This is a genomic window from Actinomadura opuntiae (genome assembly GCF_030283205.1).
GTDB lineage: Bacteria > Actinomycetota > Actinomycetes > Streptosporangiales > Streptosporangiaceae > Spirillospora.
The window spans coordinates 61,174-85,704 of the sequence record NZ_JASNWF010000027.1 but is presented as its reverse complement, the minus strand read 5'-3'; the positions used below and the strand labels follow the sequence as shown (position 1 = coordinate 85,704).

General features: G+C 69.4%; 18 protein-coding genes. 4 read left to right on the top strand and 14 right to left on the bottom strand.

Going from position 1 to position 24,531, the window contains the following annotated elements:
• Nucleotides 1-15 precede the first annotated feature (15 nt).
• The 7 genes from QP089_RS41645 to QP089_RS41615 all read right to left on the bottom strand — a co-directional run bounded on the left by QP089_RS41645 (nucleotide 16) and on the right by QP089_RS41615 (nucleotide 14,709).
• Nucleotides 16-2,100, bottom strand: a complete 2,085-nt coding sequence (locus tag QP089_RS41645) for a DEAD/DEAH box helicase (protein WP_285919904.1) — start codon at nucleotides 2,098-2,100, stop codon at nucleotides 16-18.
• The gene (gene brxD, locus QP089_RS41640) at nucleotides 2,100-3,452 is read right to left on the bottom strand and encodes a BREX system ATP-binding protein BrxD (RefSeq protein ID WP_285919903.1); all 1,353 of its coding nucleotides are present in this window, start codon (nucleotides 3,450-3,452) and stop codon (nucleotides 2,100-2,102) included. Before brxD ends, QP089_RS41645 begins: the two co-directional genes overlap by 1 nt.
• Complete coding sequence (pglZ, locus tag QP089_RS41635; RefSeq protein WP_285919901.1) at nucleotides 3,452-6,097, bottom strand: BREX-2 system phosphatase PglZ; 2,646 nt, start codon at nucleotides 6,095-6,097, stop codon at nucleotides 3,452-3,454. The genes brxD and pglZ overlap by 1 nt, the downstream gene beginning before the upstream one ends.
• On the bottom strand, nucleotides 6,094-9,735 hold the full coding sequence (locus tag QP089_RS41630) for a DUF6079 family protein (RefSeq protein ID WP_285919899.1): 3,642 nt from the start codon (nucleotides 9,733-9,735) through the stop codon (nucleotides 6,094-6,096). The genes pglZ and QP089_RS41630 overlap by 4 nt, the downstream gene beginning before the upstream one ends.
• Nucleotides 9,736-9,817: 82 nt before the next feature.
• Entirely contained in the window at nucleotides 9,818-13,483 is a 3,666-nt protein-coding gene (locus QP089_RS41625) for a DEAD/DEAH box helicase (protein WP_285919897.1), read from the bottom strand.
• 216 nt (nucleotides 13,484-13,699) lie between these two features.
• Complete coding sequence (locus tag QP089_RS41620) at nucleotides 13,700-14,269, bottom strand: SUKH-4 family immunity protein (protein ID WP_285919895.1); 570 nt, start codon at nucleotides 14,267-14,269, stop codon at nucleotides 13,700-13,702.
• Complete coding sequence (locus QP089_RS41615) at nucleotides 14,266-14,709, bottom strand: ATP-binding protein (protein WP_285919893.1); 444 nt, start codon at nucleotides 14,707-14,709, stop codon at nucleotides 14,266-14,268. Before QP089_RS41615 ends, QP089_RS41620 begins: the two co-directional genes overlap by 4 nt.
• A gap of 262 nt (nucleotides 14,710-14,971) precedes the next feature.
• Here QP089_RS41615 and QP089_RS41610 point away from each other — a divergent pair, with 262 nt between their 5' ends.
• Nucleotides 14,972-15,475 carry an NUDIX hydrolase gene (locus QP089_RS41610; protein ID WP_285919891.1) on the top strand — a complete coding sequence of 168 codons (504 nt, stop codon included), beginning with the start codon at nucleotides 14,972-14,974 and terminating at the stop codon, nucleotides 15,473-15,475.
• Nucleotides 15,476-15,511: 36 nt separating this feature from the next.
• Here QP089_RS41610 and QP089_RS41605 read toward each other — a convergent pair whose 3' ends face one another.
• From QP089_RS41605 to QP089_RS41595, 3 genes are read right to left on the bottom strand one after another with little or no spacing between them, the layout of a single operon-like run.
• Nucleotides 15,512-16,156, bottom strand: coding sequence for an SCO4402 family protein (locus QP089_RS41605; RefSeq protein ID WP_285919889.1), 645 nt, complete (start codon nucleotides 16,154-16,156; stop codon nucleotides 15,512-15,514).
• The gene (locus tag QP089_RS41600) at nucleotides 16,157-17,434 is read right to left on the bottom strand and encodes a WXG100-like domain-containing protein (RefSeq protein WP_285919887.1); all 1,278 of its coding nucleotides are present in this window, start codon (nucleotides 17,432-17,434) and stop codon (nucleotides 16,157-16,159) included.
• Entirely contained in the window at nucleotides 17,431-17,721 is a 291-nt protein-coding gene (locus QP089_RS41595; protein WP_285919886.1) for a WXG100 family type VII secretion target, read from the bottom strand. The genes QP089_RS41600 and QP089_RS41595 overlap by 4 nt, the downstream gene beginning before the upstream one ends.
• A 316-nt stretch (nucleotides 17,722-18,037) precedes the next feature.
• Between QP089_RS41595 and QP089_RS41590 the strand changes: the two genes are divergently transcribed.
• Nucleotides 18,038-19,918, top strand: a complete 1,881-nt coding sequence (locus QP089_RS41590) for an AAA family ATPase (RefSeq protein ID WP_285919883.1) — start codon at nucleotides 18,038-18,040, stop codon at nucleotides 19,916-19,918.
• Between the two features lie 34 nt (nucleotides 19,919-19,952).
• On the opposite strand, the gene QP089_RS41585 is transcribed toward QP089_RS41590, so the two are convergent.
• The 4 genes from QP089_RS41585 to QP089_RS41570 form a co-directional block, all read right to left on the bottom strand.
• Nucleotides 19,953-20,252, bottom strand: a complete 300-nt coding sequence (locus tag QP089_RS41585; RefSeq protein ID WP_285919881.1) for a hypothetical protein — start codon at nucleotides 20,250-20,252, stop codon at nucleotides 19,953-19,955.
• Nucleotides 20,253-20,493: 241 nt separating this feature from the next.
• The gene (locus QP089_RS41580) at nucleotides 20,494-20,892 is read right to left on the bottom strand and encodes an Imm7 family immunity protein (protein WP_285919879.1); all 399 of its coding nucleotides are present in this window, start codon (nucleotides 20,890-20,892) and stop codon (nucleotides 20,494-20,496) included.
• Nucleotides 20,893-20,902: 10 nt separating this feature from the next.
• Nucleotides 20,903-22,255 carry a restriction endonuclease fold toxin gene (locus QP089_RS41575; protein WP_285919878.1) on the bottom strand — a complete coding sequence of 451 codons (1,353 nt, stop codon included), beginning with the start codon at nucleotides 22,253-22,255 and terminating at the stop codon, nucleotides 20,903-20,905.
• The gene (locus QP089_RS41570; RefSeq protein WP_285919876.1) at nucleotides 22,252-22,545 is read right to left on the bottom strand and encodes a WXG100 family type VII secretion target; all 294 of its coding nucleotides are present in this window, start codon (nucleotides 22,543-22,545) and stop codon (nucleotides 22,252-22,254) included. Before QP089_RS41570 ends, QP089_RS41575 begins: the two co-directional genes overlap by 4 nt.
• Nucleotides 22,546-23,131: 586 nt before the next feature.
• On the opposite strand from QP089_RS41570, the gene QP089_RS41565 reads away from it, so the two are divergent.
• Both QP089_RS41565 and QP089_RS41560 read left to right on the top strand, forming a co-directional pair.
• Nucleotides 23,132-24,013 (top strand): helix-turn-helix domain-containing protein, encoded by an 882-nt coding sequence (locus QP089_RS41565; RefSeq protein ID WP_285919874.1) that lies wholly within the window; start codon nucleotides 23,132-23,134, stop codon nucleotides 24,011-24,013.
• Nucleotides 24,010-24,195, top strand: a complete 186-nt coding sequence (locus tag QP089_RS41560; RefSeq protein ID WP_285919872.1) for a DUF397 domain-containing protein — start codon at nucleotides 24,010-24,012, stop codon at nucleotides 24,193-24,195. The genes QP089_RS41565 and QP089_RS41560 overlap by 4 nt, the downstream gene beginning before the upstream one ends.
• The last annotated feature ends 336 nt before the right edge of the window (nucleotides 24,196-24,531 follow it).

Here is a 24,531-nt window from a genome sequence, read left to right as displayed (position 1 = left end):
GGCGGCGCACGAAGATCACACCAGGGTGGAAAACCGGTGGGGCTCGGTGAGCGCGAGCGCGGCATGCTCAAGGTCGGCGAGCCGTTCGGAGAGGGTTGCTTCTGCGAGGTGGCGGGGCAGCGCAGCAGAGAACTTCAGCCCGTGCAGCGCACGGTCGTCGACCTCGGGGAGCACAAGGTGGTCCGCGAGTGAGGCGGCGACCTTGCGCCAACTCTCGGGGCGCAGGTCGTCGCGCAACCGCAGGTGGCTCTCGCCGACCCGCTGGGTGGGGTCGGCGAGCTCTCCGAGGGTCGCCTTCAGAGTCGCGTTGGCGCGGTCGCCGGCCCATGTCCACCAGCGCAGATCCCCGGACGGGCTGCGGCAGATGACCGTGCCGCCGGGGTGGACGGCGAAGTCCAGCTCATCGCGAACGCGTCCCAGCGCGGCTCGGGCGCGGCGGGTCAGGGCGACGGGCGGGTCTTCTCCGAGCAGGACGTCCCGGGCGGCGCGAGCGAGTTCGAAGGAGACGGTCCCGGTACCGGTCCCGATCCAGCCCGCCTTGCCGCCGCCTTCGGCGGGTTCGACGTGACAGCGGCGCCGTTTCCAGTCGATCCAGGTGACGCGCCAGCTGTAGCCGCCGAGGAGGAGCAGCCGGGGACCGGTGACACGCTCGGTCAGCAGCATGGGATCGGTCCGGCCGACTTCGGTGCGGCCGCTCAGCACCGTGAACTGCGGGGCGGCGGTGAAGACGGCGGTGAGGTCGCGGAAATGGATGCGGCCGAACCGTTTCTCGGCCTCCGGGCCGATGAACAGCATGCCGTTGTCGGAGTCGAGGTATCCCTCCTCTACGAGATGGCGTGCGATCGGAGCGGCCGCTCCGAAGGGCGCGAGGTCGCCCCACCATTCGCTCCACAATTTCTCGCCGACCTGGTTCTCCTGCAGGCAGAGAGCGAGGAGTTGCTGGGCGACGATGTGGCGCGGTTCGGGCGGGGCGATGACAGGTTCGACGAAGCCCCGGCTCCACTGGAGGAGCAGTGCGGCGGTGGCGAGGACGTCCTCGCGGCCGATCGCGAGGAACAGGCAGTTGCGGCTCGCCCCGGCGCGCCGTCCGGTGCGGCCGAGGCGCTGCAGGAACGAGGCGACGGTGGGCGGCGCGTTGACCTGGATGACACGGTCGAGGTCGCCCACGTCGACACCGAGTTCGAGAGTTGACGTGGCAACGATGACGCAGTCCCGCGCGTCGGCGAACGCCTCTTCGGCGCGGCGGCGCTCGTCCAGGGACAGGGACGCATGGGACAGGAACGTGGTGACGCCTAGGGCGCGCAGCGCGGCGCCGAGCTGTTCGACCAGGCGCCGCGAATCGCAGAAGACCAGGCGCTTCTCGCCCCGATGCAGCGCGGAGATCACCTTGGCCGCGTTCTCGACGGAGCCGACGTGGTCGAGTTCGACGAACGGCTCGGCGGACATCCCGGCTTCCGGCGCGACGACCGATCCCGCGCGCCGCCCGGCCGCCGCCCCTTGGAGCCAGGTCAGCAGGTCGCGGGGGTTGCCGACGGTGGCGGACAGGCCGATCCGCTGGATGGGCCGTCCGGCGACGCGGGTGAGGCGTTCGAGGACGCAGAGCAGGTGCCAGCCGCGGTCGTCGCCGGCGAAGGCGTGGATCTCGTCGACCACGACGGCGCGGAGCCCGCGGAACAGGTTCGCGTGGTCGACCTTGACGCTGACGAGCATCGACTCGAGCGACTCGGGGGTGGTCAGCAGGATGTCCGGGGGGTCGGCGAGGATCCGCTGCCGTCGCGGCTGGGAGACGTCGCCGTGCCACAGCGCCACCCGACGCCCGAGCCATGCGGCGTAGGTCTCCAGGCGCGGCAGGAGATTGTTGAGCAGCGCCTTCAACGGGCAGACGTACAGGATCGACAGGCCTGTCCAGTCCTTCTCGGCCATCGCCGACAGGAGCGGGAACATCGCCGCTTCGGTCTTTCCTCCGGCGGTGGGGGCGAGCAGCAGCGCGTCCGAACCGTCGAGAACCGGCCCGACCGCCGATTCCTGGAGGGGGCGCAGCGACGTCCAGCCCAACACGTTCACGATGTGGTGCCGCAGGGACGGATGCAGGCCGTCCATCACAGGTCGAGCTCCACCTCGTCGGCGGTGGCGGCCCGCACGGTGGAGGCGGCGGCGTTGCGTTCGACCTCGCTCAGCTCTGACGAGGTCAGTGTGAGGTGGTAGTCGCGCCGGGGGTCGAAGCCTTCGACGTAGTCGACGCGGTCGAGCACGTCGGCGACCAGCTTGCGCAGGAAGACGCGCGGGGCGACGCCCACCTGGCCGCCGAGCCCGCCGCTGACGGCCTTGGCGAGGTCGGTGACGTAGCCGTCGTCGACGAGCGCGGCGACCCGGTCGGGGCGCCGCGCGCCGGCTCGGAAGAGCTCACGGACGCTGGTCCCGAGTTCGACGAGTTTGGGGAGGTCGAAGCCCATGAGCCGGAGCTGGATGGCGCGCGGTGAGTCGAAGCGCGGGTCGGTGGAGAAGTCGGTGGCCAGCCGCTGCGCCAGCGGCGGCAGCCGCTGGGCGCCCTGCTGGCCGTCGAAGAAGGCGGGTGTGCCGGTGATGACGAGGAACAGGCCGGGAAAGCGGCCGTTGTCGATCTCGTCGATGAGCTGGCGCAGCGCGTTGAGCGCCTTCTCCCGGACGTCGGAGCGGACCCGCTGCAGGGTCTCGATCTCGTCAAGGACGACAAGCAGCCCTGGATGGCCGCAGTCGCGCAGCACGGTGAGCAGGCCCTGCAGGAATCCGAGCGCGCCGAAGTGGTCGAGGTCGCCGCGGATTCCGGCGGCGCGCTTGGCGCTCGCCGCGACGTTCGGCTGGCCGCCCACCCAGGCGAGCAGCGCTTCGGCGGTGGCGTGGTCGTCCGCGAGCCGCGCCCGCCGGTATCCGCGCAGGGCGGCGGCGAAGGCGGGGGTGGTGCGGGCGACGTCGGCGAGGCGCCGTTCCATCAGTTCGTCGACGCCTTCGGCGAGCACGTCCAGGTCGGGCTGACCGTCGGGGCCGAGAGGCACGGTCCCTGCCGCGAGGACCTCCTCCTCCAGCGTGAAGAACCAGGCTTCCACGACGTCGCGGAGCGCGCTGGGCTGGTAGGACGCGGTGGAGAGGCGTTCGACGAGCCGCCGGTAGACGGTCTCCAGCCGGTGCAAGGGGGTCTCGGTCTCGGAGATCTGGATCTCGGTGGCGGCCATACCGCGCCGTTTGGCGCGTTCGGCCAGCCAGCGGGCGAAGAAGGTCTTGCCCGAGCCGTACTCGCCGCGGATCGCCTTGAACACGGCGCCGCCGGAGACGACCGAGGCCAGTTCGTCGTCGATCGCGGTCTCGAACCGGCCGAGGCCGACGGCGAACAGGTCGAGACCCGCCTGCGGGACGGTTCCGCGACGCAACGCGTCCACGACCTCGCGGCGGCGGGCCGCGCTGACCGGCGCCGCCATCAGCCGCCCCCGAGGAACTGCTCGCGCAGCAGCGGAACGTCGAGGGCGACGGTGCGGCCGCCGTCGGTGACGGCGAGCACCTGGTAGCCGTCGACGTTGAGGAGCCGGACCACTGTGGAAACGTACCCGTGCATGCGTGCGGGGAGCTGGCCGGCGCGCTGGGCGGCGACCGCGATCGGCAGCTTTCCGCCACTCGCGACCAGTGCGTCGATCAGCGCGATGAGCCCGCGGTCGTCGATGGAGGTGCGGGCGAGATCGCGCTGCGCCGCGAACAACTCGGAGGCGACGACTCGGGCGCCGATGCCGCCGGCCTGTTCCCGGCCCGGCGCCGAATCCGGCGCGGGAACGTCGAAGAGAGGTTCCTCGGCGCGCGGCCTGACCGTTCTGGGCGCTGCGACCTTGCGCGATTCCGGGTCCGGTGCGGGAGCGGAGAACGGCGTCCACCAGACCGGCTCGTGCATGGCCTGGCTGTATTTCTCCCAGCCGTCCGGCATGAGGTGGTCCGACGGGACGAGCACCACGATCGGGACGACCATCTCCGCCAGGGAGACCCCGCCGTGGTAGCCCTCCTTGCGCGCGTTGTACCGGATGCGCTCGTTCCACGGAACCACGACGGTGCCTTCAGAGGCCAGCACGCGCGGCCCCGAGATCTCGACCTCGCCCTCCCCCGGCCGGCCGGTCCGGTAGCGCGCGGCCTCGGCCTTGACGGTGCTGACGGCTTCGCCGCGGTCGAGGACGTGACCGTGGTCGGAGGTGATGACGACCGGGCGCCCCGCGTTCCACGCCTCGCGCATGAGCCGCGGGAGCCCGGCGATTCCGCTCGCGTGCCAGTCGGCGCCGCCGTCAGCGCGCCCCTTGTCGAGGCTGTCGTCGACGGCGTTGAGGACCACGGCGACGACGGTGGCCCGGTCGGCGATCGCCGCCGTGACGTCGTCGCTGAGCCCGTCCCTGACGTCGGCCTTGTGGAAGAGCGCGGACCGGCGGGTCGTCCAGAAGTCGCGGAAGCCGCGCTGTTCGTCGGCCTGCTGCCCGGCTGCGAGGTCGCCGCACAGCAGGCTCGTGCGGGAGAAGGCGGTGATGGACGGGACGGTGGCGAGCGCGCCTTCGCGGCCCTGCGCGTGCCGGCCGATCTCGGTCCACCGGCCGCCGGCGGCGAGTTCGGCGGCGACTTCGCCGGCGATCGCGGCGGTCATCCCGTCCACGATGACGATCAGCGGCGCGATCTCGGCGGTCACCGGCCGGGCGATCGCGGCCAGCAGGCTCTCCACGAGGACGAGTTCGCCTGCGGTGCCGGCGACGCTGCTCCAGGCGGCCAGCCGTTCGGCGAACGCCTTGTCGAAGACGTCACGCCGCGCGCGGACGGCATCGAGGAGTTTCCGGTAGCCGTCGTGGCCGCCATAGCGGATGCGGGTCACGGCACGGTCGGCCCAGGCCAGTTCCCGGACATGCCGGTCGACGTGCTCGCGCAGGGACCCGGATGGTTCCGGGTCCTGGGCCAGCCACCGGACGAGCCGTGCCGCCATGACGGCCATTCCCGTCTCGGGACGGACGTCGTGCAGGTGGTGAGCGGTGAGTTGGGCCAGCGCCTCGTCGACCGCCGCCACGTCGGACGGCCGCGGGACGGGGACGGCGTCGTCGACCGCGGCGACCAGGGTGCGCAGGCGCAGGAGGTAGCCGGCCTCCAGGATTCTGCTGGTATCGGCCAGGTCACCGACCTGGAGTTCGTCCAGGAGCCGCTGCGCCCGTTCGAGGATCGGCTCGGCCCGTGCGCCGTCGGCTTCGATGCGGCGCAGGAGCAAGGACTCCGACGCCTCGGCGAACGCCGTCAGCGCCGGGATCTCCGGAAGGGCTCCGCCGAAGAGCCGCTCCGCGCGGACCCGCGCGGCGAGGACCGTATGCCGCCGTTCCTTCGTCCCGGTGCCGAACAGGATTCCGACGATCAGCCCGACGGCGACGGCGTCCGCGGCGTGGCCGGCCCTGACGAGCCGGAACAGGACGTGAGCGACGGGCCCCATGCTGCGGCCGAGCCATTCGGCGATGCCCTGCTGCTCCTGCTCCGCGAGCGCGGTGAAGCGGGCGACGGCGGTGAGCTCCTCGGACCACTCCAGCAACCCGGCCGCGTCGCCCGTGCCGTCGAGGCCGAGCCGGGCGGAGGCGACCTCGCCGAGCGCGGTGTCGAGGTCGAGGAGCGCGCCCTTGATCTTGGGCCAGCCGCCGTCCGGTTGCGCCTCCAGCAGCGCGTCCGACAGCCAGGCGTTCTGCGGGGCGGTGAGCCGCGCGTCGAGCTGCTTGGCGCCGAACGCGTGCCGCACCAGGTCCCAGCGGTTGACGGCGATGATGTCGTGCCCGATCGCGTGTGCGAGCAGGGTGTCGCCGAGTTCGCGCCGCTCGAAGGGCGACAGCACCACCAGGTAGTCCGTCGTCCGGGTGGACACCGCGTCGAGGATGGCGAGCAGCGTGGCGCACGGTGCCACCTGGGCGCTGGCACCGTCGATGTGCAGGACGCCGGGCCCGCGCCATTCCGGGGCGGCGCGCAGGAAGAGCGTTCCGCCGCCGGGCGAGCGGCGCAGGGCGCGCCTGACCTCGGCGCTGACGATTCCCGGGGTGGCGACCGGCGCGGCGCGGCGGGCCGGTGTGACGGTCACGGGAGGCTCCGCCAGGTGATCTCGAACTCCGCGCCCGGGCGCTCGGCCATGGCGGTGCGGATCTGCTCGACGACCCCGTCGAGTCCTTCGGCGAGCACCTGCGCCTGTCCCGTGACCCGGGCCGGGTCCGGCGGCGGGGGCGGCGGTACCGGGTCGGGGCCGGGGTCCACGATGATGAGATCGAGGGTGCTCTGCCGCGCCTCGGCGAGCGCGGAGGCGAGGGGCGCCGCCTGCTCGTCGCGACGGGCCACCGCGCGCAGCCGGTCCATGATGAGAGCGGCCCGCTCGGCCTTGTCTCCTCCGCCCTCGACCAGCGTGGTGAGCCGGTCCAGCACCTGCCAGTCGGCCTTGGCCAGCGCCTCGGACACGGAGCGGGCCTCGCGCAGGGTGACGCCGAGCGCGGTCGGCTGGACGTCACCGAGGGCGAAGCCGGCGAGCGAGCGCAGCAGCGGCGTGTCCTCCTTGCCGACGAGGTCCTCGATGAGCCGCTGGGCCGTGCGGGCGGCGGTCGTGCGGTCGTCGTCGCCCAGGCCGAGGAGTTCGGCGTGCCGGTCGAGTTCAATGACGAGGGCCTCGGTGTCCGGGAGCAGCGGCCCGGCGGCGCGGCGCAGATGGTCGGCGAGTGCGTGCACCGAGCGGGGGCTGCGCACCTGCTGCCGGCCCACCTGGAACAGCTCGTGGGCGCGCCGGTCGGCCACCTCGAACTCCTCGGCTGACGGCAGCTCCTGGGGCCGCAGCACGTAGTCGCCAGGGATGTTCTTCACATCCGGCTGCGGGACGACACGGCCGCCGCGCACCCACGCGCGTGCGCGCATCAGCGCGTACGCGCAGACCACCACGTTCGCCACGTCGGCCGGCAGGCCGGGCTGTTCTTCCTCGATCCAGCCGCGCACCTGGGCGACGGTAACGTCTCCGGCCCCCGCTCCCGCCGCAGCGGCGCGCCGGTCGAGCGCCATCGGCCAGTTGTCGTTGAGGACGAGCGCGGCCTCGCCCATCGCGCCGAGGTCGAGCGGGTTGACGATGCGCCGGATGGTCGGGATGTCGGCGGTCGGCGGCTCGTACCGGCGGACGTCGTTCTCCATCGCCTGCTCGATGGCGGCGAGCGCGGTCTGCAGGTCCTTCAGCCGGTACGGGGTCTGCTTGCCGGTCGGCGCGAAGTTCGGGTGCTTGGGGTAGCGGTGGTCGAGGAGCTTGCCGCAGATGTGCTCCAGCGCCGCGTCGAAGCCGAGGGCGGCGGGCGGGCGGATGTCGACGGCGGCGTCCATGCCCATGATGTGCTGGTCGATCTGCTGGCCGATGTCGGCGTCGTCGTGGGCGGCCAGCCCGTACGCCTTCTTCAGGACGTCCCGGAGCCTGGTGTCGAGCGCGTTGCAGCGGCTCTCCAGCTGGGTCCGGGCGTGGTAGCGGTCCTCCTCGGTCAGCAGCGGGGTCTGCTCGCGCAGCCTGTCGCGTTCGAGGATGTGCTTGATGACGACCAGCTCGCCGAGGTCGGAGAGGCGGTCGGCGGACAGGAACGACGGCAGCCAGCACAGCGTGGTCAGGTTGGCGCGGCGCGGGTCGGCCCGCAGTTCCTCGACGCGGTTGCGGTCCTCCGCGGGACCGTAGACGTCGTCGAACGGGTAGTCGACGATGACCCGCAGCGCGCCCGGCTCCTCGGCCGCGAACACCTCGGCGGACGTCCGGGGGTCGGCGACGTTGGCGAAGACCAGCTCGACGACGCGGGAGGTGCCTCGCCAGGTGACGGTACGGCGGCTGGCGAACGGATCGATGTCGCCGGCCTTCAGCTCCTCCCAGAGGATCTCTTTGAGCAGGCGCCGCTTGGCAGCGTCGTCGTCGACGTTGCGGACCTGCTCCAGGATGCTCTTGGTGTCGACGCCGATCAGCGCGACGTCCACGGTGGGGTTGCCCTCGCCGTGCAGCCGGATCTCGCCGAACTCGCTGGCGAGGTCGCGCAGCGTCTTGTGGACGACCTCGCCCTGCCGGCCGGGCAGCATCGAGGGGATCCAGCCGTGGTTGAGCGCGGCGAGCCGGCCGGGGTTGAGGGTCTTCAGCGCCGGGACGTTCGGCACCAGCGCCTTGAGCATCAGCGTCTTGACGACCAGGTCGTCGCCGCGGAAGGCGTGCGCGGGCGGCAGCGCGGCGGCCTTCTCCTCGTCCAGCCGGTGCCGGGCCAGCAGCCAGGGCCGCAGCCGCTCCAGGTAGAAGTTCTTCGCCTGGTCGAACTCCGACCGGAGCTTGTCGCTGAACGGGTCGACGCCGCCGGTCAGCAGCACGTCGAAGATCGCGCCGAGCGGGACGAGCTGCCCGGCGGGCAGCGTGTCGCGGTGGTCGACGAGCAGCTGCAGCATCAGCTTCAGGGCGGTGCGCTCGCGCTGCAGCGCGCTGGAGATGTCGACCATCGTGTGCAGGAACGCCGGGCTGAACGGGTAGACCGACCGGAACGCGGCCTGGTCGGTGCCGCCGCCCTGGGAGTCCAGCAGCGCCTCCCAGACCTGCGCCTGCGCACGGGTGATCCGTTCGAACCCGGCCTCGATCTCGGCCTTGGCCGCCTGGTCCTTCGGCTTCAGCAGCCGCTGCCGGACGATCTCGGGCAGGTTCGCGTCGGCGAGCTTGATGAAGTCGAAGCGCCCGTCCCAGTGCTTGAGCGTGTCGAACAGCGAGGTCTGCTGCGCTCCGGCGACGTCGCGCCCGACGAGTTCGCGCAGGTCGCGCTGCCGGGGCACGAAGCTGATGATCGGCGCGGGCCGCCGCCAGTCCGCCGCCTCGACGAGCTTGGCGACCATGCTGGCCTGCTCGGCGACGAAGTCGGGCTTGGCGAGGTGGGTGTTGAGCCACAGCACCAGCTCGTCCAGCAGCAGGATGAGGGCGTCGTAGCCGAGGACCTCCTTGGCGTGCCGGCTGATGATCGCCAAGCCCTCGTCGAGCGGGACGAAGGCGCCCGCGTCCCCGGCGACGGCCTGCCGGTAGGCCCGCAGGTGCGTGGCGAGCAGATCGGCGACGAGGTTCTGGCGCTTCGGGTCGCCGTGCGGCGCGTCCATCGCGGCGTCGAGCGTGTCGGCGGTCCAGCCCTTCGAGGTGCCCCACTTGTCGTCCTGCTTGGACGGCAGGCCGGCCAGGAACGCCTCGTCTCCCATCGACGCCCGCAACTGCTTGGCGTTCTCCAGAAGCAGGTCGTCGCGGTACACCGGTGCGGGCGAGGCGTCCGGATGCAGTTCCGCGACGTGCTTGACGTAGTCGCCGAGTACGGCCGAGGCGAGGGTCGCCGAGCCGCTCAGGTGGTAGGGCACCAGGAGGATCTTGCGGCCGGTCAGCCAGGTGTCGTGCTTGTCGACGACCGGGCGCAGCAGTTCCTTGCTGCGCGCGTCCGGGTCGTGCTTGACCAGCGCGTGCAGCATCGCCATGAAGTGGCTCTTACCGGAGCCGAACGATCCGTCGATGTACGCGGCGTGCGACGTGCCGGTCTCCACGGCCGACTGCACGATGCCCAGCGCCCGGTCGAACGACTCTGCGAGCTGCGGCGTCACGACGTACTCCGTCACCGTATGGTGATCGGCGATCCCGGCGGTCAGCTTCAGCACCAGGTCCCCGGAGTGCACCCGCTCGGGGATGTCGATCAGATCGCGTAGCAGCTTCGTCATCGGCTCTCTCAACTCGCGAAACGTTCGCCCAAGTATCCCGCCTGCCACCCGGTGCGCGAAACCTGGATCTCCGGACTCCGCGTCATATCCCGGACGGCGGCCAGGGGCGGCGCGGGAGGGCGTCGGCGAGGGTCTCGAAATAGGGCAGGTCCCGCCACTGGTCGTGGTCTCCGATCACGAACAGCCGGCGTTTGGCCCTGCTGACGGCGACGTTCAACAGGTTGGGGGTCTCCGCGGCCCATTTCCGGGCTCCGCCGCCGCGGCGCGCATGGGTGCCGAGCACCAGGAACACCACGTCCGCCTCCTTCCCCTGCATGGTGTGGACGGTACCGATGCACTTGTCGATGAACTCGCCGGTCTGCGCGCGGTAGTCGACCGCACCGGGCGGTGGGACGTGGGTCCAGTCCAGGTCTCGCACGGTCCGGCGGCAGCCGGCGACCACGTTGCGGAAGGGGCTCAGCACGCGGATGCGGTCGAGGTCGACGCCGGCCTCGCGGTGGAGTTTGGTCAGCATCCGCGCCAGGGCCAACCCCTCGGCGGGCACCCAGTTGCCCTCGGCGTCGTCGCTCGTCACGTCCACCCAGCAACTGCCCGGGTAGGGGTCTTGGTCCTCGCCGGGGAACGGGGCCTCATGCGTCCCGTACACCATCAGCCCGCCATAGGCGATCCCGTTGCTGACGGAGAACATGGGCTTCTCGCAACGGCGGTGGACCCGCAGCGGCGCGCCGACCCAGACCGGTGCCGGCTCCCCGTCCGGTCGGCGGGTGGGGACGTTCGTCCCCCAGCGGTTGACCCGGTCGGCGAGGGCTTGGGCGGAGCCGCGTGCCGGAAGCCATTCGGGTGCCACCTCGTAGCAGACGCGCAGCAGTTCCTGGACTGCCTCGGGCACCTGGATGACCGGCTCCAACTGGAGGGGATCGCCGACCACCACCGCCCGGCGTGCTCGCCACAGCGCTCCGGCGGCCGCCTGCGGGGTCGCCTGGCCCGCTTCGTCGATGAGCACCCAGCCCAGCGTCTCGGATCCGAGCGACTCCAGCAGCCGCCCGCATGAGGCGAACGTGGTGGAGACGACCGGCATGACGAGGAAGAGGGTCTGCCAGGCGGCCAGTTCCGCGTCCGGCGGCGGGGCGCCGGGTTCGCGTTTCAGCGTCCTCGTCAGGTGCAGGAGGTTGCGGCGGATCGTGCCGGCTGCCCCGGCCGTGAACGCACGGTGCAGGTCGAGGGCGGCGAGGAACACTCGGGTTCTGGCGCGCATCCAGTCCGGGTCCGCCCACGGCGCCGACTTCTCGCGGTCCTCCTCGCTCCGCTCGGCCCATTCGTCCAGGTCACCGGGGAACCAGTCGGACCATTGCTCCCGCGCGTACGCCACCCAGTCCCGTGCGCCCTCCTCTTCTTCCTTCAGTCTCTGCGCTTCCCGCCGGGCCCTTTCAGCGGCCGCCCTGGCCGCTGAGACGCGCGCCGCGGCGTCCTGGGCGGCGTTGTAGGCCCCGCGCCACTCGGCATGCCGCTGGGAGTAGTCGCCCCTGAGCCGCTGCTCAACCTCGTCCCACATCTGCCGGGCGCTGCCGAACCGGGCGCGCAGCCCGCCCGGTCGTACCTGTGCGTGTGCTGCCAGCGCCGCCTCTACCTGCTGCATCGCCGCTGCGGCCGTACCGGTGAGCATGTCCGCATGCTGGTACTGCCGCTGTTCCCGGAGCCACTGCTGTTCGAGCCGGTCGGCCTCGGCGGCGGTCTCCTGCCATGGTGAGGCGGCAAGGACGGTAAGGGCGTGGAACGCTTCCTGGCGGTCCCGCCTCAGTTCGGCTTCGTGTTCCAGTGCCGCCTGGAAGCGGCGGACCGCGTCCTGCCAACCGGTCGGTGTGGGGGCGGTGCCAGGCGGTACGGGTGCGGGAGCGTCGCCGGTGTGGCCCTCGGGGAACCGTTCGGCGGCGGGAGGATCGTGGAGTGCGCCGTCCTGCTCCAGGTTCTGCAGTAGCCGCTGCATGCCGGTACCGGATCTGCCTCCCCACCAGAACCGCTGTGCGAACTCGTTGCGTTTTGCCTGGTTCCCGAGCGGGGCGGCGACCGCTCCCCAGGCGGGTGCGCCTCCGAGGAGCGCGGATGCCTGGTCGACGAAGTAGGAGGCTTCCGGCCGCCACTCCTCGCCGATGGCGTCCAGCGATGGCAGTTCGGCGGTGATGTTCTCCACCGCACCGTTGTTGGAGGACGCCACCACGATCTCGAAGCCGGTCACGGCGGGCACCGGCAGGTGGACGGTGTGGATACGGCCGTCGACCGCCCAGGTGCGCGTGCCGCGGAATGCCGCCTGCGGCCGCGGAAGCCTCGCCAGCTCGGTCGCGCGCTCGACGACGATCGCGGCGATGAGGTCGCGCAGCAGCGTGGACTTCCCCGTGCCAGGCGGCCCGTTCACCGAGAAGATGCCGGAGCCGTCCATCAGCTCGGTGACGATCGTGTTCACCGCGAACTGCTGGCTGAGCGCCAGCGGATGCTCGACGGGCGCGGGCCACCTGCCCGCGGGCGTAGAGAGGGGCTCGGTGCCGACGAGCGCGATGGCCGGATCGGTGCGCACGTCACATCGATCCCGCGCGTCGATCAGCGCGGGATCGCGCAGGTAAGCGGCCAGCGCAGACCCGTACCCGGCACTGTCCGAGGCGACCCTCTCCAGATCCGGAGGGAAGAGGCTGTTGAGGAACGCCGGTTCGGGTTCCGGCAGTGACCCGTCCTTCTTGCGCGCGACAGGCCTGCTCTCCACCCGGATCTTGAGCCGATCGACCCCGACCAGGTCCGGCACCCCGCACACGTGCGCCACGTGCGCGGCGAACGCCACCAGGTCGGGCAACTGGACGGGGCGCGCGTCGCCGGGCGCGTCCTCGTCGGATGCGCCATCGGACTCGGCGGGCGGTCCGTCCGCCGGTCGTTCCGGGTCTGGTCCGCCGGCGTGTTCCGCGTCCTCGGACTCAGCCGCCCGCCTTCCGTCCCCGCCGGCGTCGGGAGGATTGAGCCTGCGCAGGAGCGGTTTGACGGCGCCGCCGGCCAGCCCGGCGCCGACCGCGCCAAGCGGTCCGGCGGCGAGCCCGCCGATCAGGGCGAGCACCGCGCCCTCGGCGCTGGATCCGAGGATCTCCCTGACCACTCTGCGCCAGCCGGCCGTGCTCCGGCCGGTTGGATCCTGCCCCGCCGCGGCCGCGCTCCCGGCGGACGGCGGAAGCGGAAGCGTGTAGGGGATGTGACGGCGGGTGAGAAGGTCCACCGCCTGCTCGCAGTCCAAGCCGACCTTCTCGAATCCGTCCAGCCAGCCTGGCGCGCCGGGGCCGGGATCGAAGATCCGGCCGGTGGCCCAGGCGCACGCGTTGAGGACCACGGTGCCTTCCAACAGGCAGCCGCGCTCGTCCACGGTGAACGCGAACAGCGCCGTGTCGCCGGACTTTCGCCGTCCACCATAGTCCTGTTCCTCTGAGCCGCTGCCGAAGCGTTCGGCGAGCGCATCATGGACGGCGGAGACGGGGAACACACCTCCGAAGACGGTGTGCCGCCAGGACGCTCCGTACCTGCCGGACTCCGGCGGCTCACCGTGGATCGGGTGGCCGGGCTCCCAGGGCAACGGCGACAGCGGCCTTCCGGGGACGGCCTCGATCTCCTGTACCAGTTCCCGGCCGGATTTCCGGCGCGCACCGGGACGGGTCACGCGCGGGATGGTCTGCGGGTCGAAGAGCTCGATCGCCCGCCAGTACCGCAGCACATCGGCCATTCGCTTCTGCTCGCGCCGCAAGGGCCTCCCCGCTCTTCTCGCCGGCAACGGTCAAGGATCCTGACACCGGGTGTGCGATGACGGCCGGAACGCTACCGGATCACGAAGAGGGCCGTCTCCGCAATGTGCGGCGCCCGAACCGGGCCGGCACCGATGGGTACGGAGAAGTGCCTGGTGGGTCGCTTTTGGAATGGGAGATTGCGGATTCGCCGAACGTCATAACGTGCCGTTCTTGTAGGCGCGGTATTGGGAGGCGAGGGTGGCGGTGTCGTAGGCGGGCCACAGGACCAGGGCGCCGGTGTCACGATCGACGATGAGGACGCGGTCGGGGACGCCGGGCGGCGGGGTGGCGGGGCGGGCGATGAAGCCTCGGTCGAAGGGTTCGATGAACAGCAGGACGGGATGGCCGGCGGCCTCGGTGTACCAGGCGTCGGCCCGGCGCCAAGCTTCCGGGCGGTCGACCGGTTGCACCTGGAGGCCGTAGGCGGCCAGGACGTCGGAGACGGCGTGGACCGTCCGGCAGCGGTCGGCACCGCAGGCCAGGCAGACCACCCGGTCGTGGGGGTCGTGTCCGTGCCGGTGCGCGGCGATGACGGTGGTGAGCGCCGCGGACGTCGCGAGCGTCAGCGTCCGCGCGGACCGCAGGAACGACAGGCTGTACGGATCGAGGCCGCCGGCGTTCCTTGCGGCGAGTGCGTCGATGGCGTGCGGATCGGCGCGCATGGCGGCGGTCATCGCGGCCCGCACCCGGGAGATCGTCCACTGGCGCAGGTCCTGGGCGTTCACGCGGCCTCGCACAGGGAGTCGGCGGCGGGCGCGAAGAGCGCCGCGACGGTGCGGGAGCGGTCGTTGCCGAACCAGCCCCAGCCGGTGGCGATCAGCGACACGGTGCGCAGGCCGCGCCCGGATTCGGCGTCGTCGGCGGCCTCGGTGACGGTCGGTTCGCATGCCGCGCCCTCGTCGGTGACGGCGACGGTGACCGCGCCGTCCCAGTGAGCGATCTCCACTGTGAAGGCGCCGCCGGGCCGCCCGGACTTGGTGTGGCGCAGCGCGTTGACGACCAGCTCGTCGACGGTGAGCAGGATGTCGTCGAGCACTGGGCAGCCTGCCAGGAGCATGCTGGTGAAGCGGCGGACGGCCGCGGCCTGGTCGGGCGTGCCGGGGAACGGCCGCCGCCAGCGCTGCACGTCGGGCGCCGTGGGGAAGAGGGGAATGGCGGGGAACATCGTGCACCTCACTGGAAGTGTTCACCGGTTGTACGGCGTTCATCGTCACAGCAGGTGGCGAGGCGTGCACGCGTTATCGGCGCCCGTCCGCGCATTTGCACGCCCAGGCCGTGAACGTTCAGATCCCGCACGCACGGGAGCACGATTCACGGGAATGGAACGTGCGGGAGTTCCGATGGCATCGCGCCACTAATATCGGCCTGTAACCCCCGATTTCAGACGCGGTGTTCGGCACCGACGACCAGGAATGGGCTTTGATCTCGTGAAGACGACGATCCCGCCGGGCGCGTGGCGCCTCCGGGGCGGGGCGCACCGGCTGCTCGCCGGCGTGTGGAAGCGGTTGGGCGGCCGCGCGCAGTGGCGGCTCACCCGGCTGCGGCACCAGACCTTCCTGGTTTACGCGGCGGGGGTCGTCCGGGATGAGGAGGGCCGGATCCTGCTGCTGCGGCACCGGCTCTGGCCGGAGTACCGTGCGTGGGGGCTGCCGGGCGGGTACGTGAACGCGGGCGAGCGGCTGGAGGACGGCGTGGCCCGCGAGATCCGGGAGGAGACCTCGCTGGAGGTGCGGGTCGACGGGCCTCCGCTCCGGCTCGCCAGTGGTTTCAGGCACCGTGTGGAGGCGTACTACGAAGCCCGCGTCACGGGCGGGCGGATCGAACTCGATCCGGCGGAGATCCTCGAGGCGCGCTGGTGCGGGCCCGGCGAGATACCGGCCGAGATGTCGGTCCGGCTCCGCCCTCTCGTTGCTTCGTTGTTCCCGTCGTGACGGCCCGCCGCCCGCGCCGGCACCGCACCGATGCGGTCACGACGGGCGGCTGAGTTCCGCAAGCGCGCTCTTGGCTGCATCGACAACGCGGCTCCAGCCCGGGTCCCGCAACACCTCGATATCGGTGGCGCCGGGAGGGCTCGCGTCCAGGACGGCGTCCAGGGCCGAGAGGAGGTTCGCCACCTCGGCCTTCTCGCGTTGATTGCGGAAGACGTCCGAGACAGGCGATGCCAACTCCGCCTCCAACCGCGGCCCCAGCGGCACCAGTGTCTCCGTCAGGTCGCCGACTCTCCCGTCCGCGATCTTCTGCACGCTGTCGACGAGCTCACCGCGCGGATCGCCGACGCTCCTTCGATGTGCCGTCTCGACGTCGGCGAGGGCGTCTTCGACGTAGGGCGCGATCTCAGCGTCCGCCAGTCGCTCTCGCAGGGCGGCGACGATGTCGTCGATCGGCATGTCCGGATGAAGGCGGACCAGGTTGCCCATGCCTCGGGCCGCGGCCCCGCGGACCTCCGGCGCCGCGTGTCCGATGCATCGCATCAGCAGATCCAGCACCGATTCCCGGTCCTGTTCCGAGTTCGACAGGTAATCGATGCCCGCGACGATGGTGCGGACATCGCCTTCTCTCAATGCAGACTCGACCGCTTCGCGCTCAATCGGCTCAAGGCTCTCGTAGCGCACCTATTGCCTCCCAATGTATTTGCCGCGGCGGTTGAACATACCCGATTTGACGAGTGCGTTGCGCATGGCCTGGTCGAGCCCCTCCCACGACCTGACATGGCCATGGAATACCCCATCGCTGGTCTGATCCAGCACCACTATCTCTCCGCTTTCCTCATCGTATCCGACCCTGCGCGGAGAGGTGTCTTTGACTTGCACGGAATCGTCCAGCGCGGATTGGCCGTCCTCAGGCTCCTTCGAGTTCTCGCCGCCGCGGCGCGCCCTGGTGTTCGTGGGCTTGTGCTTTCCGCTGGGTTCGTAGACGCCGTTCGGGTGCTCCGTCTCGGCTTCGAGGATCCGCAGGTTCGGGGCGTTGGCGGCACCCGTGGTGACCGAAGTGACGAGGTGTTCGGCGAGAGCCCCGGTGGCGATCACGGAGACGCTCTGGAGGAGCCTGCCCGCAGCCGCCGCCATGGCCGCGCGGATCGTGGCGGTCTCGACGAGTGCCGCGACGGGGTTCGGTGCGGCGTCGTTCAGCTGCACCTGGGCGGCTTGGACGGCGCCGGCGTACTTGTCGCAAGCCCGCGCCATACCCGCACAGAGTTGGGGCAGGGCCTCGAGCAGGGAGGCCGGACGGCCGTCCAGCCGCTTCCAGTAGTCGCCGAACGCCGCTATGTCGGGCGCGTCGCTGTGTCCGGCGACCTTCTCGACCTCGGCCGCGAGCGGGCCCTGCGCTCCGCTGAGCGTGTTGTGAGCGGTCTGCCAGGCGCGGGCGGCCACCTCGAGAGCGAAGGGATCCGCCGTGGGCCAGAACTCGGAGATGTCGAAAGGGTCGAAGCTGATGCCGGTGAGGCTCTCCAGCAGCGATTTGGGCGGTGACTTGCCGGGGCCGGCCGCCGGCGGAGGCGGCGCCACGTTCAGCGGGCCGGAGACCTTACCGTGCAGCATCTGGTCCAGAAAGGATCCTTGCTGCTGGGGAACCATGGAGAAACGGCCGTTGATGACGGAGCTGCGATCGGCCTTGATGTGGTTGCGGGCCGTCTGGGTCAGCCCGCGCGACATGTCACCGACGGATCGGTGCAGGGCGGCGAATCCGCGCCATGCGGCCTCGACCGCGGGCTTGTAGGCGGCGACGAACCTGGCGGCCGCTCGATCCTTGCCCGGGTTGCCCGCCATGCCATGCGTGGTCGCCAGCGCCCCGCCGAGGTTCTCCCAGACGACTCCGATCCCGTTCTGCGAGGCGGCGACGCGTCCGGCCGCCTCCTGGACCAGGGCCGTGTCGATCAGGACCTTGCTCAAGCCGACCACATCCGCACGTTGGTGCTGCTGGAACTGCGGAAGTTCCGATGTGCCCGCACAATGGCGCCATGCAGTCGCGTCAGCTCTTCATGCATTTCGCGAGCGCCCCGTTCCCACCGCTCGTGCGCCGCGTTGTAGGTGCTCCTGGCGTCGCCATCCCATTCGGCGAGGGACTTTGTCAAGTCAGCGCTGAGAGTTTGCAGGATCCGCTCGTACTGGCGCAGCGCTTCGCGGAAGGCGCGTTCAGCATCAGTGAACGTCGCGAACTCCGCCTTGATCACAGACATGGACAGCTCCACCCGGCCCGTCAACCTACTCCAGAACGACAATGGCAACGATAGCGTTGTCCGGCCCAGGGGTAAGACGAGCTGTCCAAGACGGTCAACCATTATGTCGAGAGCGCCAGGGAAGGGGCCTCCTCCGCGAGCATCGTATGCCGGACGGGCAGGAGCCCGCCGCGCGCGGAGCCGCTCGCCTACCGGCCGGTTACGCCGAGACGTCCGAGGCGCCTCGTTCGTTCCGCAGGTTCCTGACATCGGCACGGTCCGGCCAGTCAGCGAATTTCGGTTGCGGTGGGACGGGTGTGAACGGTGAGGTTCATGGGTGCGGATCCAACGGGTGGCGATCAAGAACTATCGGTGTCTGCGGGACGTGGACATCCGCTTCGACGGCATCACGACGTTCATCGGGCCGAACGGCGTGGGCAAGTCGGCGGTCCTGCGGGCGCTGGACTGGTTCTTCAACGGGACGGCGCAGACGCTCACGGAGGAGGACGTGTGGGCGGGAGCCGAGGACAGGCAGATCAGCGTGGAGGTCGAGTTCGGCGACCTCACCGACCTGGACCGGGCCCACCTGGGCAAGTACGCGGCCGGCAGTGCCGAGACCGTCCGGCTCTGGCGACGCTGGGAGGACGGGACCGACAAGCTGTCGGGACATGCCTTGGCGTACCCGCCGTTCGATGAGATCCGGCGGGCCACGGGCGCCATGGAGCAGCGCAGGAGGTACAAGGCTCTGTGCGAGGCGCGTCCCGAACTCGGCCTTCCGGCCGCCGGAAGCGCCAAGGCCGTCGAGGAGGCGTTGTCCGCGTGGGAGGACGACCACCGGGACGAACTCGAAGCGACGGAGCTTCCCGCCGACACCCATTTCTTCGGCTTCGCCGGTCAGGCGAAGATGACCGGGCTGTTCGACTACGTCTTCGTCAGCGCGGACCTGCGGGCGGTCGAGGAGGGCCGCGACGCGAAGGGGTCGATCATCGGCCGGATCATGGACCAGGCCGTCGACCGCACCCAGGCCGAGCGGGATCTGCTCGATCTCCAGGCGGTGTTCAACGACGATCGCGGCAAGATCCACGCCGAGCACTTCGAGGCGCAGCTGGACGAGCTCTCGGACGAGCTGACCCGCGAGGTGGAGCAGTTCACCCGGGGCCGCAGGCTGCGCGTCAGCTCGCACATCCCGGAACTGCGGGTGCCGCAGCCCCTGTTCCAGGTCTCGGTCGAGGACGGCACGGCCAGCACCCGTGTCGACCAGCAGGGCCATGGTTTCCAGCGCGCGGTGCTCATCACGGCGCTGCGGGTACTGGCGGAGCGGAAGGCGGCCGAGGCGAGCCGGACGGTGTTCCTGGCGATCGAGGAGCCGGAGCTGTTCCAGCATCCCGTCCAGGCCAGGACGTTCGCGTCGGTGCTCCGGAGGCTCGCCGCCGAGCAGGAGCGCGGCATCCAGATCTCGTATGCCACGCACAGCCCGTACTTCCTGGAGACGGACGGCTTTCACCAGATCCGCCGCATGACCCGTACGCAGGAGGACGGCGCCCCGTCCGTCCGCGTCCACTCCACCACGCAGCAGGCCGTCAAGGACGTGCTCGGGATGCGGATCAGCGACGCGGACCTCGCTCGCCAGATCGCTCGGGCCTACCTGACGGACATGCCGGAGGCCATGTTCGCCCGCGCGGTCGTCCTGGTGGAGGGCGTCACGGACAAGGGCGTTCTCGAAGGCTGCGGCTTCCGTGAAGACCCGCTGAACACCAACGGGATCATGGTGGTGAGCGGGGAGGGAAAACAGAACCTCCGGCTGCCGTACGCGATCCTCACCACGCTCGGCATCCCGACCTACGTGGTCTTCGACGGCGACAGGCACAACGCGGAGAGCCAGGCCGACGACACCGAGGACAAGCGCGCCAACCGGGTCGTCAACGGAACGCGCCTCAACCGCAAACTCCTGTCCTTGCTCGGCGGGGACGAGGAGGACTGGCCCGAGACGACGGTCGCGGCCAGGTACGCCGTATTCCGCGACAGGCTCGAGGACTTCCTCAAGAACGAGTGGCAGGACTGGGAGACCACGAAGAAGCAGCTCATCGCGGACGGCCATGGCACGGACGGCAAGAGCGAGCACACCTACTTCCAGGCGACCCGGCGGACGGAGACGCCTCCGCCGGCCAAGTTGAAGGAGATCATCGCCCGCGTGCAACTCATGGCCAAGGAGAACTGAGAGGCGTGGTGCCGGCGGTACCCGCCCGACCGGGCTACGCGTAGTCCGCGAAGGTTCCGATCACCTGGCAGGTCTGGCTGTTCAAGTAGACCTCGACGATGACGCGGCTGTGCGGGTCGTGCTCGTCGTTCGTCCACACGTTGGTCGTGGGTCCTTCGGGCAGGCTGCGCCCGAGGTCGCCGGCCACCGTCTGGAGATTGCGCACTTCGAGCGTGACACTCTGTTTCCAGCGGAGGCGCTGCAGGTCGTTGTCGGCGACGAACTTCGCGACGCCCGAGCGGGGAATGGCGAGGGCAAAATGCAGGAAGTAGGGGTTGGAGTCGATCCTGGTCATGTACCGCACCCGGGGCATGGACGCAGGGAGGTGCAGTTGCAGGTCGCCGGCGGCCCGCTCGGAGGGTGAGGCGCGGGTCGGAGCCCTTAACGGCGTGGGGGCGGCCGTTGCTTTCGGCGAGCGGCCCGTCCAGCGTTTGACGGCATCCCGTACGCCATCGTCCCGGCGGTCGCGAGCCCCACAGCAACGGCGACAGCCGAGACCCGGAAAAGTAGGGAGCGCTCTCCCACCACCGGCGATCTCAATCGGCGTCTTCGATCTCCGGAACGCACGGCGAGAGGAACGGGTCCGAGTTCTGGGAAACAGTGCCGCGCTTCATGACGAGGACCTGGAACTCGTTGGCCTTCCCGTCACGGTCCTCGTCGTCACGGAAGTAGAGGAGGCCGTACGAGCCGGGGGCGAGCTTGCCGATGCGCCCGAACAGCTCGATTATTTCTTGGCCCTCGCCCGCGCGATGGTTCGCGAACCCGCTGACGCGCAACTGACTCATGCCGTTCACCATGCGCAACTCGACGGATCCGGTTCCGAGGCCCGACTCCCGCACCACCGCGCTGACCGTGTTGTGAGCACCGACGACGTCTTCGTCGTCCTCGTCTCCGGCGGAACTCTGTATGGTCACCCATCCGTGATATTCGAACACCTGACCTCCGTCAGTAGGGATTCGTGTCCACTGTCAATTCAACACCGTACCGCGTGGCATACTCATTCAGCTTCTCAAGGACACCCGGTCGCGGAGGGCCATCGAAGTGATAGTACACTTCGCGCCCGGTCCCCTTAGCGGCCTCGAAGGTGGCCTTCGCCTGATTTCGAAAGTTCTTGTTGACCTGAAAATCGGCAGGCTTGTCCTGAGCGATGTACTTGTTGCTGACCGCGTCGAATTCTCGGCCCGCAGGATCGTTTTCGAACCTGACGCGCGATTCGCCACCGATGCGTTCGGCCAGCCGGTCCGCGTTCGGATCGGGTTTACTGACCTTGAGCATCCTACCGCTGTACGGGGTGTCCGCCTCGGCTGCCAGCTCCCCTTCAACGGCCTCCTGGAGTTCGCTCGTCTCCGCCTCGACCGACTCGATGGTGGGGGTCTCCGCGGCGGTCGTCTCCACCACGTCCACCAGTTCTTCCGAGATCGATGTGGCAACGTCGCTTGTCGCGGCGGCCGTCTCGGCCTCGATCGGACCGAGGATCGCTTCGGCTTCGGCTGCGTCGAGGACGGCGCCCCCGGCATCGGAGGCTCCGCCGGTGAAGATCGTGAGCCCACCGGCAATGAGGCTGGTCAGCCCTATGACGATGCCGGCTTCGGCCAGCTTCCGTTCGACGTTGGAATGAGCGTGATCGATGACCTGCGCGAAGTTGTCGCAGGCGCTGCCCAATATGCGACACAGCTCCGACAAGCCCGCGAGAACGGTCCGGTCGTTGCAGGGAGCGTAGACCTTCGCCCAATAGTCGGATATCGCCTTCGAGTCCTTGGTCCCCGTGTCGGTGATGTTGTAGATGGTCGACCCCAGCCTGCGGGCGAGACTCTCGATCTCATCAGCTGCCACGCGCCAGGCGCGAGCGGCGCCATGAAGCTTGTCCTGGTGGCCGTTGGGCCAGTATTTGGCCAGGAACCCGGGAAGCAGCGAATCCCCCGCTCCGAGCGCCGGAGCAGGGGACGCCATCGACATGGTGGAGGCTATGCGGGGCAGGGAGTAGTGGTGCGGCATGCCCTTGCGCTGCATGGCCGAATGATGGTCCGCCTTGAGGTAGTTGTTCACCGAGCGGTTGAGGCCGACTGCGACGCCGCCCAGGACCGTGACGGCCGTACCGAAAGAATTCCAGGCTGCTTTGAGGCCCGGGTCGTACTTGCCAGTAAACGTATGCGCCGGCTTGTCGTTCCCGGCCATGCCACCGCATGAGTTGAGCGCGAGATACAGCTTCATCCAGATGTCGCCGAGATCGGTCTGGCCCTTGGCGAAGGTCTGGGCTGCGGCCGCAGCCTCCGCGGGGGACACATCTATCTTCGTCATGACGCGTGCCACATCCGTAGGTGCGCCTCATGCGCGGCCCGGAAGTTGCGATGCGCACGCTGGAGCGCCCTGTGGAAGTCAGCTATCGCACGGGACATGAGCTTGGCGCTCCTTGCCCACTCCTGGTGCGCGGCGTTGTACGTGGTACGCGCGTCCCCGGCCCACTCCGCCAGCGATCCGCGAAGGTCGTGGTCCAGGCGCTCAAGGATCTCCTCATACGCTTCGAGCGCCTTCTTGAACTGCGCTTCGGCAAGCTCGAACGCTTCAAGGTCGGCGACAATATGCGTCATGTTCCGTCCAAGACATCTGGGAGGCGTGAAAACATTACACCATCGCCCGCGCTCTAGTCAGGGTGTAGTTGCTTTTTCTCCATAACCCCACAGTAGCCGCTTACAGGCGGAAGTACTGTCGCAGACGACATCACTCACCGTCACCTTGATGAGTAATTCTAGTTTGAATACGCACGTCAGGGACCGACGGTGCCCGAGCGACGGGATCTCCGCCATCGAACGGGATTCACGACAGGCGCCCTCACCCGCACCCAGCCCACTGTCTCGGCGCATCTTGTCTGCCACTCCCCTGACCTCGAGTCAGGGCGTAGGCACACCACCACCCGATTTCCTCGATGTCCTGCCGGCCCCGCCATCCCAGCCGTCACCCATGAGATCTTCAACCGAGCCATGAGCTTCCATGGACGGACCGGTATGTGCAGCCTCGGATAGCTTGGACGAAGTCTCGAACGCCCATAGAGTCGCGTTCGGTAGGAAAGTGTTGCCTTGGTCGACCTCCGACACGAGTCCGTTCGGCAACGAATCGGCTCCGCCATCCTGTACATAGAGTAGCTGAGCTGTCACGATCCTGCCCCCGGAGGTCGCCATGGTCAGCCCCTTCGTCCGACGCCGGCGTCTCGCGGCCGAACTCCGCGCCCTACGAGAGGAACGCGAGATGACGGCGGACGAACTCGCCAAGCGCATCCACTACTCCCGCATGAAGGTCAGCCGCCTGGAGAACGCTCACGGCCGCCCGGATGTCGGCGACGTCATCACGATCCTCAACACGCTCGGCGTCTCGGACAAGAAGTGGAAGGAGATCATCACTCTTGCCCACGAGGCTGCCGCAAAAGGCTGGTGGGACTCCTACGGCGAGGCCATGGGGACCCGTCAGCGGCTCTACGCCGACGTCGAGTCGGGTGCATCAACCATCCGCGGCTACAGCCCGAGTTCGATCCCCGGGGTCCTGCAAACTCCTGAGATGATCGCCGCCATGGTCAACCTCGCCGAAGCCGAGGGCTCGACCGACTTCATGCCCGCCAAGATGACCAAGGCGCGACTCCGGCGGCAGGAAGAGATACTCCGGCCTGATGGCCCCGCGTACGACTTCATCCTCGACGAGGTCGTCTTGCACCGTGTCATCGTCCCGGAGGAAGTCTTGGCTGCTCAGGTGCGACATATCGTCAGGGCAGTGACAGAGGTGGATCACCTCAACGTACGACTACTACCGGTGGACGTCCGCACGCCGGGGTACCCGCTCCCCACCGTCCCATTCTTTCTATACACGTTCCCGGAACCGGAAGACCCGCCGATGACCCTTGTGGACACGGTCACTACGGACATCGTTCACACTGATCCGCAGGACGTTGAGCGGTATACACGGAGGTACGACCACCTCAGTCGTGCCGCGCTCTCCCCAGAGGCCAGCCTCTCGCTGCTGGACGAAGTGGCGGACCGACTGACCGAAGAGACAGGACCCCGTGCATGAGGGAGAAGTACCCCCGCTGGCGCAAGGCACGTCGCAGCGAAGCAGGTAGCGAGTGCGTCGAAGTCTCGTTGGCCACCGACCGGAAAACCATCGGCGTCCGCGACTCCAAGGAGCAGGGCAACGGCCCAGTACTGGAGTTCACTCGCACTGACTGGGCTGCGCTCCTCAACTCGCTCCGTTGAGTTGATTAGACGTCTTTAGCCGCATGACCTCAGTTAACTAAACATCCCGTGGCCCGAGCGCAGCATCGCTACGGAGGAAGCGCTACGTAGCGTGCTGCGTCTCTTCGGTAAGAGCAGGCATCGCCTTCACCTAGGCGCCGGCCGATGCACACGACCCGTGATTCCTCTTCACACGGACGCCGGGCACGTTTCCAACAACAGCCACGCCGCTGCCAGATAATGCTTGCAGAAGACGTCGGCTTCTGATGCGTCGCTTTTTATGAGGATGCCGTGGGGGCGACATCATCACAGGTCAATCAGGTAGCTGTCACTGACCGGACTTACGTCGCGGAAGCG